Below are 19,075 nucleotides of genomic sequence, written 5' to 3'. Positions count from 1 at the left end.
CGGTGCGGCCGACGCCCTTCGGGGAGTCGGCCGCACCGTCATGTCCTGACTACTCCGTCACGGGCAGCCTCGCGTCGTCCCGCAGGAACAGCGGGATGCGGTCCAGCGGGGCGTCCACGGTCACGGCCGCACCCCCCGGGTACGACTCGCCGGTCCACGCGTCCGTCCAGCGCGCGCCCGCCGGAAGGTACGCCGTACGGACCGTCGCGCCCGCCGTGAGCACCGGCGCGACCAGCAGGTCCCGCCCGAAGAGGTACGCGTCGTCCACCGACCAGGCCGCCTGGTCCTCGGGGAACTCCAGGAACAGCGGCCGCATCACCGGCAGCCCCTCCTCGTGCGCCTCCCGCATGACCTCCAGGACGTAAGGCTTCAGACGTTCGCGCAGGTGGAGGTACTTCTCCAGGATCGGTCGGGCCTCCTCGCCGTACGACCACACCTCGTTCGGGCCGCCGGTCATCTCCGGGCCGAGCGGGGTGCCCGGGTCACGGAAGCCGTGCAGGCGCATCAGCGGGGACAGCGCGCCGAACTGGAACCAGCGGATCATCACCTCGCGGTACGCCGGGTCGTCCGGGTCGCCGCCGTGGAAGCCGCCGATGTCGGTGTTCCACCAGGGGATGCCGGACAGTGAGGTGTTGAGGCCTGCCGCTATCTGGCGGCGCAGCGTCGCGAAGTCCGTGCCGATGTCGCCGGACCACAGGGCCGCCCCGTACCGCTGACTGCCCGCCCACGCCGAGCGGTTGAGGGTGACGATCTCGCTCTCGCCGGCCGCCAGCATGCCCTCGTGGAAGGTGCGGGAGTTCTCGCGCGGGTACATGTTGCCCACTTCGAGCCCGGGGCCCGCCCAGTACCGCAGGTTCTCCTGGAAGCCCGGCTTCAGCTCCGGCTCGCAGGCGTCCAGCCAGAAGGACGTGATCCCGTACCGGTCGAGGTAGTTGTCCTTGATCCTCGACCACAGGAAGTCGCGCGCCTCGGGGTTCGTCGCGTCGTAGAAGGCGACCTGGACGGTGGAGGCGACCTCCTTGTCCGGCCAGTCGGCGTGCGCCACGGGACCGTACTGCGTGCCGATGAACCAGCCGCGCTGCTCCATGAGCCGGTGGTTCTCGGAGAGCGGCGAGACCGACGGCCAGACGGACACGACGAGCTTGATGCCGAGCTCCGCCAGCTCCCGCTGCATCCCCGCCGGATCCGGCCACTCCGCCGGGTCGAACTTCCAGTCGCCCAGATGCGTCCAGTGGAAGAAGTCGCAGACGATGACGTCGATGGGCAGCCCGCGGCGCTTGTACTCCCGTGCCACACCGAGGAGTTCGTCCTGGGTGCGGTAGCGCAGCTTGCACTGCCAGAAGCCCGCCGCCCACTCCGGCAGCATCGGCGTACGGCCGGTCACCGCGCTGTACCGGCGCTGCGCGTCGGCCGGGTGGCCCGCCGTGATCCAGTAGTCGATCTGCCGGGCCGAGTCCGCCACCCAGCGCGTGCCGTTGCCCGCCAGCTCGACGCGGCCGATCGCCGGGCTGTTCCACAGGAGGGTGTAGCCGCGGCTGGAGGTGAGGACCGGGATGGTCACCTCGGCGTTGCGCTGCACCAGGTCGAGGACGGCGCCCTTCTGGTCGAGCAGCCCGTGCTGGTGCTGTCCGAGGCCGTACAGCTTCTCGCCCTCGTAGGCGGCGAAGCGCTGCTCCAGGCGGTGGTATCCGTTGCCGACGGGTGTGTAGAGACGGGGGCCGGGCCACCAGAAGTGGGCGCGCTCCTCGGTGAGGAGTTCGGCGCCGTCGTCGGTGCGGACGAAACGGATCAGGCCCTCGGCGTCGACCTCCACGGTCAGCGCGCCGACGGTCAGCAGGCCGCGCCCGCCCTCGATCTTGACGGTCGCCTCGGTGGCGGGCGCCTCGTCGAGCACGGCGGCGGGCAGGCCCTCCAGGACGGGTCCGCCGAGCCTGGCCCGGACCCGCACGGCGTCGGGGCCCCACGGCTCGATGCGGACGGTCTCCTGGCGGCCGCTCCACTCCAGCGCGCCGTCGCGTTCACGGAACGTGCCGACGGTGGGGGAGGACTGGGCGAGACTGGCGGACCCCGGGCCGGACTGTCCCGGCTGTACGGGCATTCCCGGTCGTCCGTGCTGGTTCTCGGCAGGCTGATTCATACGGGGTGCTCCTGAAGGAAGGAATGGCGACAGGACCCGGCGGCATGCGGGGGAGGCGGGGCCGGGCGGCCGGGCCGGGTAGCGGTCGGGCCGGAAGTCGGTCGGGTCAGGAAGCGGCCGGGGCCGGGCCCGTGCTCGCCCGGACCGTCAACTCGGGTGCGATGAGCACGACTTCGCCCTTGCCGTGCCCCTCCAGCTTGGCGATCAGTTGCTCCACCGCGTTACGGCCCATCTCCTGGGCGGGGATGGCGACCGAGGTCAGCCGCACCGAGGCCTGGACGGCGACCTGGTCCGGGCAGATCGCGATCACCGACACGTCCTCCGGCACGGCCCGGCCCTGCCTGCGCAGCAGCGCGAGCAGCGGTTCGACCGCGGACTCGTTCTGCACGACGAAGCCCGTGGTGCCGGGGCGCTCGTCGAAGACCCTGGCCAGGGTCAGGGACATGGCGTCGAAGCCGCCCTCGCACGGGCGGTGCAGCACCCGCAGGCCCAGCTCCCGCGACCGGGTCCGCAGCCCGTCGAGCGTGCGCTCGGCGAACCCCGTGTGCCGTTCGTACACCGCGGGCGCCTCACCGATGACAGCGATGTCACGATGGCCGAGCATCGCGAGATGTTCGGCGCACAGCGCGCCCGTCGCGCCGAAGTCCAGGTCCACGCAGGTCAGACCACTGGTGTCGGCGGGGAGCCCGATGAGCACGGACGGCTGGTCGGTGCCCCGCAGCAGCGGCAGCCGCTCGTCGTCGAGCTCGACGTCCATCAGGATCATCGCGTCGGCGAGCCCGCTCCCGGTGACCCGGCGCACGGCGTCGGGACCCTCCTCGCCGGTGAGCAGCAGCACGTCGTACCCGTGGGAGCGCGCCGAGGTCGTCACCGCGATGGCGATCTCCATCATCACGGGTACGTACATGTCCGTGCGGAGCGGGATCATCAGCGCGATGATGTTGGACCGGCTGCTTGCCAGCGCCCGGGCTCCCGCGTTGGGGTGGTACCCGAGCTGCTGGATGCTCTCCTCGACCCGCTGCCGCGTGCCCGCGGAGATGGACCGCTTGCCGCTGAGGACATAGCTCACCGTGCTCGCCGAGACTCCGGCGTGCTGGGCGACCTCGGCGAGGGTGACCATCCAGCTCTCCAAGCGTTGTGTGAAAGGCACCGTGTGAAGCGCTTCGACAGTGCGCGTTGAGGACAGGGGCGAGTGAGGGTGGCTCGACAGTAGCTTGATGGCGAGTGGGTGTCCATAGGTTGTCGAAGCGCTTCGACTCCGTCTGATGCGGGGGTGCCCACCGGGGTGGGGGACGGGGTGTGTTTGGCGGGTGCGGGCCGGTGGGGGTCGGGCGCGCAGTTCCCCGCGCCCCTGGCAGGACGGCCCTGTGGGCCTGCCCTGCCCCCAAATGGTGCGCGAGGACTGGTGAGCGGGGTCGTTATCGGGTACATACGATCGAGTAGCACCGGTGAGTAACGTAACCGGACCAAGATCCCTATTCGCGGCGAGGTGAGCCTCTTGTCCGCAACACCCCACCAGCCCGCTGTCTCCGAACGTGAGGCCCGTCAGGTCGCCGAGGCCGCGCGGGAGCAGGACTGGCGCAAACCCAGCTTCGCCAAGGAGCTGTTCCTCGGCCGCTTCCGGCTCGACCTGATCCACCCCCACCCCATGCCCCCGGACGAGGACGCCGAGCGCGGCGAGGAGTTCCTCGCCAAACTGCACGACTTCTGCGAGACCAGGATCGACTCCGCGCTCATCGAGCGGGAGGCGCGCATCCCCGACGAGGTGATCAACGGGCTCAAGGAGCTCGGCGCCCTCGGTATGAAGATCGACACGAAGTACGGCGGCCTCGGCCTGACGCAGGTCTACTACAACAAGGCGCTCGCCCTGGTCGGCTCCGCGAACCCGGCGCTGGGCGCGCTGCTCTCCGCGCACCAGTCGATCGGCGTACCGCAGCCGCTGAAGATCTTCGGCACCCAGGAGCAGAAGGACGCCTTCCTGCCGCGCCTGGCCCGTACCGACATCTCCGCCTTCCTGCTCACCGAGCCGGACGTGGGCTCCGACCCGGCGCGGCTCGCGACCAGCGCGGTGCCTGACGGGGACGACTACGTCCTCGACGGGGTGAAGCTCTGGACGACCAACGGTGTGGTCGCCGACCTGCTCGTGGTGATGGCGCGCGTGCCGAAGTCCGAGGGACACAAGGGCGGCATCACCGCCTTCGTCGTGGAGGCCGCCGCCGAGGGCGTGACCGTCGAGAACCGCAACGCGTTCATGGGGCTGCGCGGCCTGGAGAACGGCGTCACGCGCTTCCACCAGGTCCGGGTCCCCGCCGCGAACCGTATCGGCGCGGAAGGCGCCGGCCTCAAGATCGCGCTGACCACCCTCAACACCGGCCGCCTCTCGCTGCCCGCCATGTGCGTCGGCGCCGGCAAGTGGTGTCTGAAGATCGCCCGCGAGTGGTCGTCCGTGCGGGAGCAGTGGGGCAAGCCGGTCGCCCACCACGAGGCCGTGGGCGCGAAGATCTCCTTCATCGCGGCGACCACGTTCGCCCTGGAGGCCGTCCTCGACCTGTCGTCCCAGATGGCCGACGAGGACCGCAACGACATCCGTATCGAGGCCGCCCTCGCCAAGCTGTTCGGCTCCGAGACGGCCTGGCTGATGGCCGACGAACTGGTCCAGATCCGCGGCGGCCGCGGCTTCGAGACCGCCGACTCGCTCGCCGCCCGCGGCGAACGGGCCGTCCCCGCCGAGCAGGTCCTGCGCGACCTGCGCATCAACCGCATCTTCGAGGGCTCGACGGAGATCATGCACCTGCTGATCGCCCGCGAGGCCGTCGACGCCCACCTCTCCGTCGCCGGTGACCTCATCGACCCGGACAAGTCCCTGTCGGACAAGGCGAGGGCGGGCGCGAACGCGGGAGTCTTCTACGCCAAGTGGTTCCCCAAACTGATCGCGGGACCGGGCCAGCTCCCGCGCTCGTACGGCGACTTCCACCCGGCGGGCCACGTGGACCTGTCCGGCCACCTCCGGTACGTGGAACGCTCCGCCCGCAAGCTCGCCCGCTCCACCTTCTACGCCATGTCCCGCTGGCAGGGCCGGATGGAGACCAAGCAGGGCTTCCTCGGCCGGATCGTCGACATCGGCGCCGAACTGTTCGCGATGAGCGCCGCCTGCGTCCGCGCCGAACTCCTGCGCACCACCGAGGCCCACGGCCGCGAGGCCTACCAACTGGCCGACGCCTTCTGCGGCCAGTCCCGTATCCGGGTGGAGGAACTCTTCGGCCGCCTGTGGTCCAACACCGACGACGTCGACCACAAGGTCGTCAAGGGCGTCCTCGGCGGCGCCTACACCTGGCTGGAGAACGGGATCGTCGACCCGTCGGGCGACGGTCCCTGGATCGCCGACGCGACACCCGGAGCGTCCGAGAAGGAGAATGTCCACCGCCCCATCCGCTGACCTTTTCCCCAGGAACGCACTCCCGTCCCCGTCGTCATTCTGCTGCTTGCCGCACGAAAGGTGTGCGTCAACAATGAGCGGAATGGCGAACGGGGACAAATCGTGCGCCACGATGGCCGCCCTTCAGGGGCGCGGGGCCCGCGGTATGTGCGGCCCCGCCGCGGGGGAGCGACGGGCCCCCCGCCGGCCGGCCCCCGAAGAGTCATCAGGTCCGGGTCAGTGGAATCCGTGTCAGGGGGTAGTCCCAGTGCCGGTACTAGGTCTCGACAACATCACCGGCAGGATCATGCGGGCCGGCGAGGGAAGAATCGTCCGCAGACTGCAGCGCATCGCCGACCAGGTGGACTCCCTCGAACCGGACTTCGAGCAACTGACCGACGAGGAACTGCAATCCCTCACCCCCGAGTTCAAGGAACGGTACGAGGCCGGGGAGAGCCTCGACGACCTGCTGCCGGAGGCCTTCGCCGCCATGCGCGAGGCCGCCCGCCGCACCCTCGGGATGCGCCACTTCCACGTACAGCTCATGGGCGGCGCGGCCCTCCACCTCGGCAACATCGCCGAGATGCAGACAGGTGAGGGCAAGACCCTGGTCGCCACCCTGCCCGTGTACCTGAACGCGCTGACCGGCAAGGGCGTCCACCTCGTCACGGTCAACGACTACCTCGCCCAGCGCGACGCCGACTGGATGGGCCGCGCCTACCGCTTCCTCGGGCTGACCGTCGGCGTCATCAGGACCCAGTCGACCCCGGCCGAGCGGCGCGAGCAGTACGCCCGCGACATCACCTACGGCACCAACACCGAGTTCGGCTTCGACTACCTGCGCGACAACATGGCCTGGTCGAGGGACGAACTCGTCCAGCGCGGACACCACTTCGCGATCGTCGACGAGGCCGACTCGATCCTCATCGACGAGGCCCGCACCCCGCTGATCATCTCCGGCCCGGCCGACCAGCCCACCCACTGGTACGAGGCGTTCGCCACGATGGTCACCCGCATGCGCGGAGTCGCCGTCCAGGACGAGAACTTCACCACGCCCGCCGACAAGGACCGCCTCGCCCGGCTGCGCGCCACCCACGACTACGAGTACGACCCGAAGAAACGCACGGTCGCGATCCTCGACCCCGGAGTGGAGTTCCTCCAGGACCAGCTCGGCATCGAGAGCCTCTACGAGTCCGACCACACGCCCCTCATCGGCCACCTCAACAACGCGCTCAAGGCGAAGGAGCACTTCAAGCGCGACAAGGACTACGTCGTCGTCAACGGCGAGGTCCTCATCGTCGACGAGCACACCGGCCGCATCCTCGCCGGACGCCGCTACAACGAGGGCCTGCACCAGGCCATCGAGGCGAAGGAAGGGGTGACGGTCAAGGACGAGAACCAGACCCTCGCCACCATCACCCTGCAGAACTTCTTCCGCCTGTACGAGAAGCTCGGCGGGATGACCGGCACCGCCATGACCGAGGCCGCCGAGTTCCACCAGATCTACAAACTCCACGTGGTGCCGATCCCCACCAACCGGCCGATGGCCCGCGCCGACGACCCCGACCAGATCTACCGGACCGTCGACGCCAAGTACACGGCGATCCTCGACGACATCGCCGACAAGCACGAGAAGGGCCAGCCGGTCCTCGTCGGCACCACCTCCGTCGAGAAGTCCGAGCTGCTCGCCGCACAGCTGAAGAAGCGCGGCATACGGCACGAGGTGCTCAACGCGAAGAACCACCGGCGTGAGGCCCAGATCGTCGCGCAGGCGGGCCGCAGGGGCGCGGTCACCGTGGCCACCAACATGGCCGGCCGGGGCACCGACATCATGCTCGGCGGCAACCCGGAGGCCATGGCGCTCGCGGAGCTGGACCGGCGCGGCCTCACCCCCGAGGAGAACCCGGACGAGTACCGGGACGAACACCGGCAGACCCTGGAACGGATCAGGGAGTCCGTCGCCGCCGAGCACGACGAGGTGAAGGAACTCGGCGGCCTGTACGTGCTGGGCACCGAGCGCCACGAGTCCCGCCGCATCGACAACCAGCTGCGCGGCCGCTCAGGCCGCCAGGGCGACCCGGGCGCCTCCCGCTTCTACCTCTCCCTCGGGGACGACCTGATGCGGCTGTTCCGCGCCCAGGTCGTCGAGCGCGTCATGTCGATGGCGAACGTCCCCGACGACGTCCCCATCGAGAACAAGATGGTCACCCGCGCCATCGCCTCCGCCCAGTCCCAGCTGGAGCAGCAGCACTTCGAGTCCCGCAAGGACGTGCTCAAGTTCGACGAGGTGCTCAACCGCCAGCGCACCCTCATCTACGCGGAACGCCGCCGGGTGCTGGCCGGGGAGGACCTGCGGGAACAGATCCTCCACTTCATGGACGACACCATCCGCGCGTACGTCGCCGTCGAGACCGCCGAGGGCTTCCCCGAGGAGTGGGACCTGGACCGGCTCTGGGTCGCCTTCGAACAGCTCTACCCGGTCCGGGTCACCGTCGAGGACCTGGAGGACCCGGCGGGAGACCGGACCGGCCTCACCGCCGACGGGCTCGCCGACGCCGTCATCGACGACATCCACGCCCGCTACGAGGAGCGCGAGGCCGAGCTCGGCGCGGACACCCTGCGCGACCTGGAACGCCTCGTCGTGCTGTCCGTCCTGGACCGCAAATGGCGCGAGCACCTGTACGAGATGGACTACCTCCGCGACGGGATCGGCCTGCGCTGGACCCTCGGCCGCGAACCGATCATCGAGTACGAGCGCGAGGGCTACGACATGTTCGTCGCGATGAACGACGCCATCAAGGAGGAGTCCGTCGGATACGTCTTCAACCTGGACGCCTCCGGGAAGGCGGCGGGCCAGGACGCCCTGGAGGCCGGTCGTCGTACGGACGGGCTGCACTTCAGCGCGCCCACGCTGGACACGGCGGAAGGGGTCGTCGAAGGGGACTTCGAGCCCTCCGACGCCGTGCCCGCGCCTCCGGCGAAGGGCGTGAGCGACGCGAAGCCGCGACCGCAGCGGGCCGCGAAGCCCCGGAACCGGCGGAAGCGCAGGAGGTAGGGGCCCGCGGGTGTGGGAGCGGCTGCGGGCCGGCGGGGGCTTGTCACGCACTTCCCCGCGCCCCTGAAGAGGCACCCGGCACCCACCCGGGACACTCGTGGGGCGCCCCTGTCCCCGTCGCTGTCGCGTTACGGCAACAATGGAGGGATGAGCGACAGTCCAGCCCCCCTCGCCGATCCGCATCTCGTCTTCGATCCTGTGGACGGGAGTCGGGATGTCGTGATCCTCGGCTCCACCGGATCGATCGGCACCCAGGCCATCGACCTCGTGCTGCGCAACCCCGACCGGTTCCGGGTGACCGGGCTCTCCGCGGCCGGCGGGAGGGTGGAGCTGCTCGCGGAGCAGGCGCACCGGCTCAGCGTCGAGGCCGTCGCCGTGGCCCGCGAGGACGCCGTACCGGCACTGCGCGAGGCCCTTTCCGCACGGTACGGGCCCGGGGAGCCCCTCCCCGAGCTGCTCGCCGGAGCGGACGCGGCGACCGAGCTCGCCGCCTCCCCGGCCCACACCGTCCTGAACGGCATCACCGGCTCGATCGGCCTCGCCCCCACCCTCGCCGCCCTGGAGGCGGGCCGCACCCTCGCGCTCGCCAACAAGGAGTCGCTCATCGTCGGCGGCCCCCTCGTGAAGGCACTGGCCGCGCCGGGCCAGATCATCCCTGTCGACTCCGAGCACGCCGCCCTGTTCCAGGCGCTCGCCTCGGGGACCAGGGCCGACGTACGCAAGCTCGTCGTCACCGCCTCCGGCGGCCCCTTCAGAGGACGTACGAAGGCCGAGCTGGCCGATGTCGCGCCCGAGGACGCCCTCGCGCACCCCACCTGGGCCATGGGCCCGGTCATCACCGTCAACTCCGCGACCCTCGTCAACAAGGGGCTCGAAGTCATCGAGGCGCACCTCCTCTACGACATTCCCTTCGAACGCATTGAGGTGGTCGTGCATCCGCAGTCGTATGTCCACTCGATGGTGGAGTTCACGGACGGATCGACGATGGCCCAGGCGACGCCCCCCGACATGCGGGGGCCGATCGCCATCGGTCTGGGCTGGCCCCAGCGCGTCCCCGACGCCGCGCCCGCCTTCGACTGGTCGAAGGCGTCGAGCTGGGAGTTCTTCCCGCTCGACAACGACGCGTTTCCGTCGGTGGGGCTCGCCCGGCACGTCGGGGAGCTCGCGGGCACGGCCCCCGCGGTGTTCAATGCGGCCAACGAGGAATGCGTGGACGCCTTCCTGAACGGCACTCTGCCGTTCAACGGGATCATGGAGACTGTCACGGAGGTCGTCGCCGAGCACGGCACCCCCCGGACGGGAACCTCGCTCACCGTCGCGGACGTCCTCGAAGCGGAGACCTGGGCACGCGCCAGGGCCCGCGAACTCACAGCGCGGGCGACAGCCCGCACACCGGCACAGAAGACAGCTCAGACGACAGCCAAGACAACGGCGGAGGCTCGTGCATGACGACCCTGATGATGATCCTCGGCATAGTCGTCTTCGCGGTCGGCCTGCTCTTCTCGATCGCCTGGCACGAGCTGGGACATCTCTCCACCGCCAAGCTGTTCGGCATCCGCGTGCCGCAGTACATGGTCGGCTTCGGCCCGACGATCTTCTCCCGCAAGAAGGGCGACACGGAGTACGGGGTCAAGGCGATCCCCCTCGGCGGCTACATCCGCATGATCGGGATGTTCCCGCCCGGCCCCGACGGCCGCATAGAGGCCCGGTCCACCTCGCCGTGGCGCGGCATGATCGAGGACGCCAGGGCGCAGTCCTTCGAGGAGCTCCAGCCGGGCGACGAGAACCGCCTCTTCTACACGCGCAAGCCGTGGAAGCGCGTGATCGTGATGTTCGCCGGCCCCTTCATGAACCTGATCCTGGCCGTCGCGATCTTCCTCGGCGTGATGATGACCTTCGGCGTCCAGACCCAGACCACCACGGTCGGCAAGGTCTCCGACTGCGTCATCGAGCAGAGCGAGTCCCGCTCCCAGTGCCAGAAGAGCGACACGGCCGCGCCCGCCAGGGCCGCCGGGCTCAAGGGCGGTGACAAGATCCTCGCGTTCAACGGCGAGAAGGTCACCGACTGGTCCGCCCTGCAGGCCGACATCCGCTCCAACCCCGGCAAGGACGTCACGCTGACCGTCGAGCGCGACGGCAAGCAGCTCGACCTCTCGGCCCACCTCATCCGCAACCAGGTCAGCGCGACCGACGGCGACGGCGGCTACGTCGAGGGCAAGTACGTGTACGCCGGCTTCCTCGGCTTCACGCCCGCCTCCGGCATCGTCCAGCAGTCGTTCGGCCAGTCCGTGGACCGCATGGGCGACATGATGCAGAACGGCGTCGAGTCGCTGATCAACCTGCCGTCCAAGGTGCCCGCCCTGTGGGACGCGGCCTTCGGCGACGGCCCGCGCGAGGCGGACTCCCCGATGGGCGTGGTCGGCGCGGCACGCGTCGGCGGCGAGGTCTTCACCCTGGACATCCCGCCGGAGAACCAGATCGCGATGATGCTGTTCCTCGTCGCGGGCTTCAACCTCTCCCTGTTCCTGTTCAACATGCTCCCGCTGCTGCCGCTCGACGGCGGGCACATCGCGGGCGCCCTGTGGGAGTCGCTGCGGCGCAACAGCGCGAAGGTGCTGCGCCGCCCGGACCCCGGCCCCTTCGACGTGGCGAAGCTGATGCCCGTCGCGTACGTGGTGGCCGGAATCTTCATCTGCTTCACGATCCTGGTCCTGATCGCGGACGTGGTTAACCCGGTCAGAATCTCGTAGCCACTCGCTGTTTGCGACGGCCGGACACCATGGGTGTCCGGCCGTCCTCCATTGGGTGGTCCTGCTCGGGGAATGTGCTTTCGCCTTCGGGGGTGCCGTAATCTCGATGACTGGAGCCCGTCAGCTTTCGGGACCGACCGAATCCTTACTTTGGGGTTGCACAGCAGATGACCGCGATTTCACTCGGCATTCCGGACGTTCCGACCAGGCTCGCCGAGCGCCGCAAGAGCCGGAAGATCCAGGTCGGCACCGTGGCCGTGGGTGGAGACGCACCCGTCTCGGTGCAGTCGATGACGACGACGCGTACGTCCGACATCGGTGCCACGCTTCAGCAGATCGCCGAGCTGACCGCGTCCGGCTGCCAGATCGTCCGCGTCGCCTGCCCCACGCAGGACGACGCCGACGCGCTCGCCACCATCGCCAAGAAGTCGCAGATCCCGGTCATCGCCGACATCCATTTCCAGCCGAAGTACGTGTTCGCCGCGATCGACGCCGGCTGTGCCGCGGTGCGCGTGAACCCCGGGAACATCAAGCAGTTCGACGACCAGGTCAAGGAGATCGCGCGGGCCGCGAAGGAGACCGGCACCCCGATCCGCATCGGGGTCAACGCCGGCTCCCTCGACAAGCGCCTGCTCCAGAAGTACGGCAAGGCGACGCCCGAGGCGCTCGTCGAGTCCGCGCTGTGGGAGGCGTCGCTCTTCGAGGAGCACGACTTCCGTGACATCAAGATCTCGGTCAAGCACAACGACCCGGTGGTCATGGTCAACGCCTACCGCCAGCTCGCCGCCGCCTGCGACTACCCCCTGCACCTCGGTGTGACCGAGGCGGGCCCGGCCTTCCAGGGCACGATCAAGTCGGCGGTCGCCTTCGGGGCGCTGCTCAGCGAGGGCATCGGCGACACCATCCGGGTCTCCCTCTCGGCCCCGCCGGTCGAGGAGATCAAGGTCGGGATGCAGATCCTGGAGTCGCTGAACCTCAAGCAGCGCCGCCTGGAGATCGTCTCCTGCCCCTCCTGCGGCCGCGCCCAGGTCGACGTCTACAAGCTGGCCGAGGAGGTCACCGCCGGTCTGGACGGCATGGAGGTGCCGCTGCGGGTCGCGGTCATGGGCTGCGTGGTGAACGGGCCGGGCGAGGCCCGCGAGGCCGACCTCGGAGTCGCCTCCGGCAACGGCAAGGGGCAGATCTTCGTCAAGGGCGAGGTCATCAAGACGGTTCCCGAGTCGAAGATCGTCGAGACGCTGATCGAAGAGGCGATGAAGATCGCCGAGCAGATGGAGGCCGACGGGATCCCCTCCGGGGAGCCGTCGGTATCGGTCGCGGGCTGACCAGGGCTTCTTCCGCCCCCACCGCCCCCACCCGTCCCGTCACTACCTGGGGGCTCCGCCCCCGAACCCCCGCTCCTCAAACGCCGGAGAGGCTGAAAGATCGCGGCCCGTCCGCGAATCTTTCAGCCCGTCCGGCGCTTGAGGACGAGCGCGCAAGCGCGACAGGGGGGTCTGGGGGCACACCCCCAGCGAGGGCGCGTTTCGCCAGGTACAGTGCGGAGATCAGCAGACCTGATGGTGAAGGCCCCGCACGTGTTGACGCAGACGACCACCAGGGTCCTCGAACCGAGCGACCTGGACGCCGCGCTCGCCGTCCTCGACCGCGAGCCGGTGGCGAACGCCTTCGTGACCTCCCGCGTACAGGTGGCAGGCCTCGACCCCTGGCGCCTGGGCGGCGAGATGTGGGGCTGGTACGAGGACGGCATGCTGACGTCCCTCTGCTACGCCGGCGCCAACCTCGTCCCGATCTGCGCCACCCCCCGCGCCGTACGCGCCTTCGCGGACCGCGCCCGCAGAGCCGGCCGCCGCTGCTCCTCCATCGTCGGCCCCTCCGAGGCCACGTCCCAGCTCTGGCGCCTCCTGGAACCGAACTGGGGCCCCGCCCGTGAGGTCAGGCCGCACCAGCCCCTGATGGTCGCCGACCGGCTCCCCGCCGACATCGCCCCGGACCCGTACGTCCGTCGCATCCGCAAGGACGAGATGGAGACGATCATGCCGGCGTGCGTGGCGATGTTCACGGAGGAGGTCGGCGTCTCCCCGCTCGCGGGCGACGGAGGCCTGCTCTACCAGGCGAGGGTCGCCGAACTCGTCGGCTCCGGGCGCTCGTTCGCCCGCGTGGACCGCGACGGCCGGGTCGTCTTCAAGGCGGAGATCGGCGCCGCGACCACCCAGGCCTGCCAGATCCAGGGCGTCTGGGTCGCCCCCGAGTACCGCGGCCAGGGCTACGCGGCCCCCGGCATGGCGGCGGTCCTGCGCTACGCCCTCGCGGACGTCGCCCCACTCGTCAGCCTCTACGTCAACGACTACAACACAGCGGCCCGAGCCACGTACCGCAGAACCGGTTTCCAGGAAATAGGCGCCTTCATGAGCGTCCTGTTCTGAGCGGCGCCCGGCCCCTGGAGGGGCGCGCCGTCAGGGCGCGGGGAACCGCGCGCCCAGCCACATCCGGCCCGCGGCCGAGAAGCAACCCCAGCCACGCCCCACGCGGTGGAGACCCCCAGGTAGTCTCCGCACATGCTGCGCTTCCCCGGTCAGCCCGGTCAGGGCCCCCTCACGCCCGACGACATCGTCATCGGCCCCCTGGACCTGGCCACCCGTATCGACGAGGCGCTGAACGTCCAGGCCGTGGCCTTCGGACTCGGCACGGACGAGATCGCCGTACGACGCCAGATCGTGCTCCGCCACCTCACCTTCCCCGGCGCCCGCGCGCTCGGCGCGACCACCGCCGACGGACGCCTCGCCGGCTTCGTCTACGGCATGCCCAACGACCGCGCGCACTGGTGGTCCACCGTCGTCGAGCCCTATCTGCGCGGCCGGGGACAGGACGGCTGGCTGGACGACTCCTTCGTGATCACCGAACTGCACGTCCACCCGGACTTCCAGAACGGCGGAGTCGGCCGCGCCCTGATCACCACCATCACGGACAGTGCCGCCGAACCGCGCTCGATCCTGTCGGCCATCGACACGGAGAGCCCGGCCCGCGGCCTGTACCGCTCGCTCGGTTACGAGGACCTGGTCGTCCGGGTCCTGTTCCCCAGCGCACCGAAGCCGTACGTGGTGATGGGCGCCCCGCTGCCCCTGCGCCGCCGCTGAGGGTGCCCTCTGCCCGCCCCTGCGCCGATAACGGATTTCGGCGACGGCGGACACCCGGCTAACCTCCTAGCCATCACCTATACGCAGCAGGAGTCGAGAACCATGGCCCAGGTCCAGCGCATGTCCCGTTTGATGGTCAAGACACTGCGTGACGACCCGGCGGACGCCGAGGTGCTCAGCCACAAGCTCCTGGTGCGCGCCGGCTACGTCCGCCGGACCGCCGCCGGCCTGTGGTCCTGGCTGCCGCTGGGCAAGAAGGTGCTGGCCAACGTCGAGCGGGTCGTCCGCGAGGAGATGGACGCCATCGGCGCCCAGGAGGTCACCCTCCCCGCCCTGCTGCCCAAGGAGCCCTACGAGGCGACCGGCCGCTGGGAGGAGTACGGCCCCGAGCTGTTCCGCCTCAACGACCGCAAGGGCGGCGACTACCTCCTCGGCCCGACCCACGAGGAGATCTTCACCCTCCTGGTCAAGGACCAGTGCTCGTCCTACAAGGACCTGCCCGTGATCCTCTACCAGATCCAGAACAAGTACCGCGACGAGGCCCGCCCCCGCGCCGGCATCCTGCGCGGCCGCGAGTTCCTGATGAAGGACTCGTACTCCTTCGACACGGAGGACGAGGGTCTGGCCGAGTCGTACGCCCTGCACCGCGAGGCGTACCAGAAGATCTTCGCGCGTCTCGGCCTGGACTACCGCATCTGCGCGGCCACCGCGGGCGCCATGGGCGGCTCCAAGTCGGAGGAGTTCCTCGCCCCGGCCGCGGCCGGCGAGGACACCTTCGCCGACTGCCCGAACTGCGACTACGCGGCCAACACCGAGGCCGTCACCTACGCGCTGAAGCCCGTCGACGCGGCCGGGGTCCCCGCCCTGGAGGAGATCCCCACCCCCGAGACCCCCACCATCGAGACGCTCGCCGCGTACCTTGACGTCCCCGCCTCCGCCACCCTGAAGAACCTGCTGGTCAAGGTGGCCGGCGAGATCGTCGCGGTCGGCGTGCCCGGTGACCGCGAGGTCGACCTGGACAAGGTGGAGGCGCACTTCGCCCCCGCCCCCGTCGAACTCGTCACGGCCGAGGACTTCACGGGCCGCGGCGACCTCGTACGCGGCTACGTCGGCCCGCAGGGCCTGGAGAAGGTCCGCTACCTCGCTGACCCGCGCGTCGCCCCCGGCACCGCCTGGATCACCGGCGCCAACCAGGACGGCGTGCACGCGAAGAACGTCGTCGCGGGCCGCGACTTCGAGGTCGACGAGTACGTGGACGTCGTGGTCGTGCGCGAGGGCGACCCCTGCCCCGTCTGCGGCACCGGCCTCAAGCTGGACCGCGCCATCGAGATCGGCCACATCTTCCAGCTCGGCCGCAAGTACGCCGACGCCCTCCAGCTCGACGTGCTCGGCAAGCAGGGCAAGCCGGTCCGCGTCACCATGGGCTCGTACGGCATCGGGGTCTCGCGCGCGGTCGCGGCGCTCGCCGAGCAGCACGCCGACGAGCAGGGCCTGGTCTGGCCCGCCGAGATCGCCCCGGCCGACGTCCATGTCGTCGCGGCGGGCAAGGCCCTCCAGACCGAGCTGGCGCTCGACGTCTCGGAGAAGCTGAACGCGGCGGGCCTGCGCGTGCTCGTGGACGACCGCGCCGGTGTCTCGCCCGGCGTGAAGTTCACGGACGCCGAACTCATCGGCGTACCGAAGATCCTGGTGGCCGGCCGGCGTTCGGCCGAGGGCGTCCTGGAGCTGAAGGACCGCCGCACCGGTGAGCGCGAGGAACTGACCGTGGACGAGGCGATCGCCCGCCTCACGGCCGAGTAGTCCGGACACCGGGGGCCGTCCCTGAACGGCCGGTCCCCGGGTCTACAGCCAGGCGGCGAACTCCAGCAGCAGCTCCGCGTCCTGCGACCGGCCCACCCGCCGGGCCCGTACGCCCGATTCCACGGCCCGGAACAGGGTCCAGCCGCGCAGCCGCTCCTGGTCCACGTCCAGGGACTCCGCGAGCCGCTTCACCCGGCGGCGGGTGGTGGCCGCGCCGGACGGCGAGGCGATCAGGTCCTCGACCCGGTCACGGACCAGCCGGGCCAGGTCGAAGGCACACTCGCCGACCACGGGGTCGGGCCCGACGGCCAGCCAGGGACCGCGCTCACCGGCCAGGACCTTGCTCTGCCGGAAGGTGCCGTGCAGCAGACGCGCCCGCGGCGGCGACGCCAGCAGCTCCTCGCGCACCGCGAGAGCCGCGTCGACCAGCGGCACCGCCTCCGCGTCGGCGCCCGCCCGCATGGCCCCGGCCTGCCGTCCCGTCCGCTCGGCCACCGTCTCGAAGACATGGTCCGCGGGCGGCTCGACCCACAGCCGGCGCAGCGTCCCGGCCGCCTCCAGCATCGACTTGGCCTCCGGCAGCGACCGCACCGACACATCGGGATGCAGCCGTTCGAGCAGCAGTACGCCCTCGGTACCGACCGGCTCGTCCATGAGGCGTACCGCGCCCCGGCCGTCCCAGTGCGCCAGCGCGGCCCGTTCGCTCTCCGGCCGGGCCCGGCCCGGCGCCAGCTTCAGCACGGCGGGGCTGTCGTCCGGCAGCCGGACGAGGATCACGAGACTGCTGCGCCCGCCGGGAACCTGCACACGCTCCAGGGTCGACCCGCGTAGCGCGACCGCCTGCCGAGCCGCCTCGGGCAGCTTCGCCAGCCAGTCGTCACCACCCGGTGCCGTCTCGCCGAGCGCCTTGACCAGACGCCGCGGCGGTTCGAAAGCCATGCGCGAGTAGTTCCCTTCCCTATACGGGTTACGAGGTCGGTGTCGCCGGTGCGGTGGCGGTGGCCGACCGCTCGGCGAGACCAGGGAAGGCTACGCTCTCGCCGCGCCAGCGCACCGCCCGCACCGCTGCGTCCCGCAGGGCCTGCGCCGCGGCCCGCCGCCGGTCGCCCCCGGCGGCCCGGACGAGGTCGGAGTACACCCCGGCCACCCGGTCCTCCAGCTCGGCGGCGAGCCGCAGGGCCGACCCCGAGTCCGTCACCGCGAAGGGCAGCGCGTACGCCGCCGCCGCGGGCCCGGGCTTCCCGCCCAGATCACGCACGGTGCGCGCCAGTTCGTCCCGGCGCGCCCGGTGGGCGTCGTAGGCGGCCCGCGCCTCGGTCCGCCGGTCCTCACGGATCAGACCGCCCACGACCCCGTAGCCGTACACGGCGGCGTGCTCGGCGGCGAGCGCGGCCTGCGCGGCCGTCAGCTCCGCCGACGCCTTCGCGGGCGCCTTCGTCCGTGCCGTCGTTCTGCCGGAACCGCTCACTTCTCGTCCTCCGTCAGCAAAAACGCGTGCGCCGCACCGGCCGCGGCCACCGACGCCAGCAGCCTGGCCAGCTCTCCCGGTACGTCCGCTAGTTCCTTCGTCCGCCGGTCCGCCAGCGCGCGCTCGGCCGCGGCGAGTTCACCGCGGGCCTCCTTCTCCGTGGCGGGCACCTCGGGGGAGGGGGAGGAGGAGCCGGACGAGACGGACGCGCCCGCGGCGGCATCCCCGTCGGGAGTCGCCGAAGCCGATGCCGATACAGATGCCGACGCGGATGCCGCGTCGGAGGCCCGCTTGCCGCCCCCGAACGCCTCGGCGTGCCGTACGACCTCGGCCAGCAGCGGTGACAGCCGCGCGCTCAGCGCGGGATGCGCGGCGAGCACGGCCTCGTACCGCCGCGCGAGCTGTTCGCTGTCGCGGGCCGCACGCGCGCGTGCCCGCGCGGCGGCGGACGAACTCCCGCTGGTGCTCCCGGAGTCGGAGTCGGGATCGGAGCAGCCGGCGAGCAGCACGGCGCCCGCTCCGGCGGCCCCGGCGAGCAGGCTCCTTCGGCGCGGTCCCGAGGGGGTGCGCGACGGCAGGGTGAACGGCACGGCAGACGTCCTCGTCAGGGCTCGTACGAACGAAATGGGCGGCAGACCCTTGATCACGGTACCCGCGTACCGCCCCCGGGCCCACCAGCGGCGCCGCCCCGCCGTCGGGCCGTACGCGGTGGACGGCAACACCCCCTGGGACCGGATACCCTTTGACCTGACACGCGACCTACCCACAACAGCACACGCGGCCGAGGAGTCACCCGGATGAGCACCACCCAGAGCGAGAGGCTGCGAGAGCTCCTGGAACCGCTCGTCAGCTCGCAGGGACTCGACCTCGAAGAGATCGAAGTGGACTCGGTCGGCCGTAAGCGTGTGCTGCGTGTCGTCGTCGACTCCGACGAAGGAGCCGACCTCGACGCCATCGCCGATGTGAGCCGCGCGCTCTCGGCGAAGCTCGACGAGACCGACGCCATGGGCCAGGGCGAGTACACCCTTGAGGTGGGAACCCCCGGCGCCGAGCGCGAGCTGAGGGAACACCGTCACTACGTACGCGCCACCGGACGGCTCGTGAAGTTCCAGCCGGTCGACGGCGACGAGCTGGTCGCCCGGATCATCACGGTCGACGACGCGGGCGTGGACGTGGAGGTGCCCGGCGTGAAGGGGCGCAAGCCCACCGCCAAGAGGCTCGCCTTCGAGGACATCGCCAAGGCGCGCGTCCAGGTCGAGTTCAACCGCAAGGACAAGAAGGACGAGAAGGACATGGAAGAGGAGGAGGCGTAG

The 19,075-nt window shown here is 70.7% G+C and carries 14 protein-coding genes; 9 read left to right on the top strand and 5 right to left on the bottom strand.

The window, feature by feature from the left end:
* Positions 1-49: 49 nt before the first annotated feature.
* Both OHS59_RS13445 and OHS59_RS13440 read right to left on the bottom strand, forming a co-directional pair.
* The gene (locus tag OHS59_RS13445; RefSeq protein WP_443061432.1) at positions 50-2,137 is read right to left on the bottom strand and encodes a glycoside hydrolase family 31 protein; all 2,088 of its coding nucleotides are present in this window, start codon (positions 2,135-2,137) and stop codon (positions 50-52) included.
* A 106-nt stretch (positions 2,138-2,243) separates the two neighbouring features.
* Positions 2,244-3,257, bottom strand: coding sequence for a LacI family DNA-binding transcriptional regulator (locus OHS59_RS13440; protein ID WP_328493647.1), 1,014 nt, complete (start codon positions 3,255-3,257; stop codon positions 2,244-2,246).
* A gap of 369 nt (positions 3,258-3,626) precedes the next feature.
* Between OHS59_RS13440 and OHS59_RS13435 the strand changes: the two genes are divergently transcribed.
* The 8 genes from OHS59_RS13435 to OHS59_RS13400 all read left to right on the top strand — a co-directional run bounded on the left by OHS59_RS13435 (position 3,627) and on the right by OHS59_RS13400 (position 16,294).
* Positions 3,627-5,573 carry an acyl-CoA dehydrogenase family protein gene (locus tag OHS59_RS13435; RefSeq protein WP_328493646.1) on the top strand — a complete coding sequence of 649 codons (1,947 nt, stop codon included), beginning with the start codon at positions 3,627-3,629 and terminating at the stop codon, positions 5,571-5,573.
* A 286-nt stretch (positions 5,574-5,859) separates the two neighbouring features.
* The gene (gene secA, locus OHS59_RS13430) at positions 5,860-8,607 is read left to right on the top strand and encodes a preprotein translocase subunit SecA (RefSeq protein ID WP_328499187.1); all 2,748 of its coding nucleotides are present in this window, start codon (positions 5,860-5,862) and stop codon (positions 8,605-8,607) included.
* A gap of 147 nt (positions 8,608-8,754) precedes the next feature.
* Positions 8,755-10,056 (top strand): 1-deoxy-D-xylulose-5-phosphate reductoisomerase, encoded by a 1,302-nt coding sequence (gene dxr / locus OHS59_RS13425; RefSeq protein WP_328493645.1) that lies wholly within the window; start codon positions 8,755-8,757, stop codon positions 10,054-10,056.
* Entirely contained in the window at positions 10,053-11,357 is a 1,305-nt protein-coding gene (locus tag OHS59_RS13420) for a M50 family metallopeptidase (protein WP_328493644.1), read from the top strand. The genes dxr and OHS59_RS13420 overlap by 4 nt, the downstream gene beginning before the upstream one ends.
* 167 nt (positions 11,358-11,524) lie before the next feature.
* The gene (gene ispG, locus OHS59_RS13415) at positions 11,525-12,682 is read left to right on the top strand and encodes a flavodoxin-dependent (E)-4-hydroxy-3-methylbut-2-enyl-diphosphate synthase (RefSeq protein ID WP_328493643.1); all 1,158 of its coding nucleotides are present in this window, start codon (positions 11,525-11,527) and stop codon (positions 12,680-12,682) included.
* A 252-nt stretch (positions 12,683-12,934) separates the two neighbouring features.
* Positions 12,935-13,783, top strand: a complete 849-nt coding sequence (locus OHS59_RS13410) for a GNAT family N-acetyltransferase (RefSeq protein WP_328493642.1) — start codon at positions 12,935-12,937, stop codon at positions 13,781-13,783.
* A gap of 132 nt (positions 13,784-13,915) precedes the next feature.
* Positions 13,916-14,494 carry a GNAT family N-acetyltransferase gene (locus OHS59_RS13405; RefSeq protein WP_328493641.1) on the top strand — a complete coding sequence of 193 codons (579 nt, stop codon included), beginning with the start codon at positions 13,916-13,918 and terminating at the stop codon, positions 14,492-14,494.
* A 102-nt stretch (positions 14,495-14,596) separates the two neighbouring features.
* A complete protein-coding gene (locus tag OHS59_RS13400) occupies positions 14,597-16,294 on the top strand; it encodes a proline--tRNA ligase (protein WP_328493640.1) in 1,698 nt (565 codons plus the stop codon).
* Positions 16,295-16,336: 42 nt separating this feature from the next.
* Here the strand turns inward: OHS59_RS13400 and OHS59_RS13395 are convergent, their stop codons facing one another.
* From OHS59_RS13395 to OHS59_RS13385, 3 genes are read right to left on the bottom strand one after another with little or no spacing between them, the layout of a single operon-like run.
* On the bottom strand, positions 16,337-17,233 hold the full coding sequence (locus OHS59_RS13395) for an aminoglycoside phosphotransferase family protein (protein ID WP_328493639.1): 897 nt from the start codon (positions 17,231-17,233) through the stop codon (positions 16,337-16,339).
* A gap of 28 nt (positions 17,234-17,261) precedes the next feature.
* On the bottom strand, positions 17,262-17,762 hold the full coding sequence (locus OHS59_RS13390) for a ferritin-like domain-containing protein (protein ID WP_328493638.1): 501 nt from the start codon (positions 17,760-17,762) through the stop codon (positions 17,262-17,264).
* Positions 17,759-18,352 carry a hypothetical protein gene (locus OHS59_RS13385; protein WP_328493637.1) on the bottom strand — a complete coding sequence of 198 codons (594 nt, stop codon included), beginning with the start codon at positions 18,350-18,352 and terminating at the stop codon, positions 17,759-17,761. Before OHS59_RS13385 ends, OHS59_RS13390 begins: the two co-directional genes overlap by 4 nt.
* Before the next feature lie 207 nt (positions 18,353-18,559).
* Between OHS59_RS13385 and rimP the strand changes: the two genes are divergently transcribed.
* A complete protein-coding gene (gene rimP / locus OHS59_RS13380) occupies positions 18,560-19,075 on the top strand; it encodes a ribosome maturation factor RimP (protein WP_328493636.1) in 516 nt (171 codons plus the stop codon).

Source organism: Streptomyces sp. NBC_00414, assembly GCF_036038375.1.
In the GTDB taxonomy this organism is placed as follows: Bacteria; Actinomycetota; Actinomycetes; order Streptomycetales; family Streptomycetaceae; genus Streptomyces.
The sequence above is the reverse complement of the archived record's forward strand: the minus strand, read 5'-3'. Positions and strand labels throughout refer to the sequence as shown.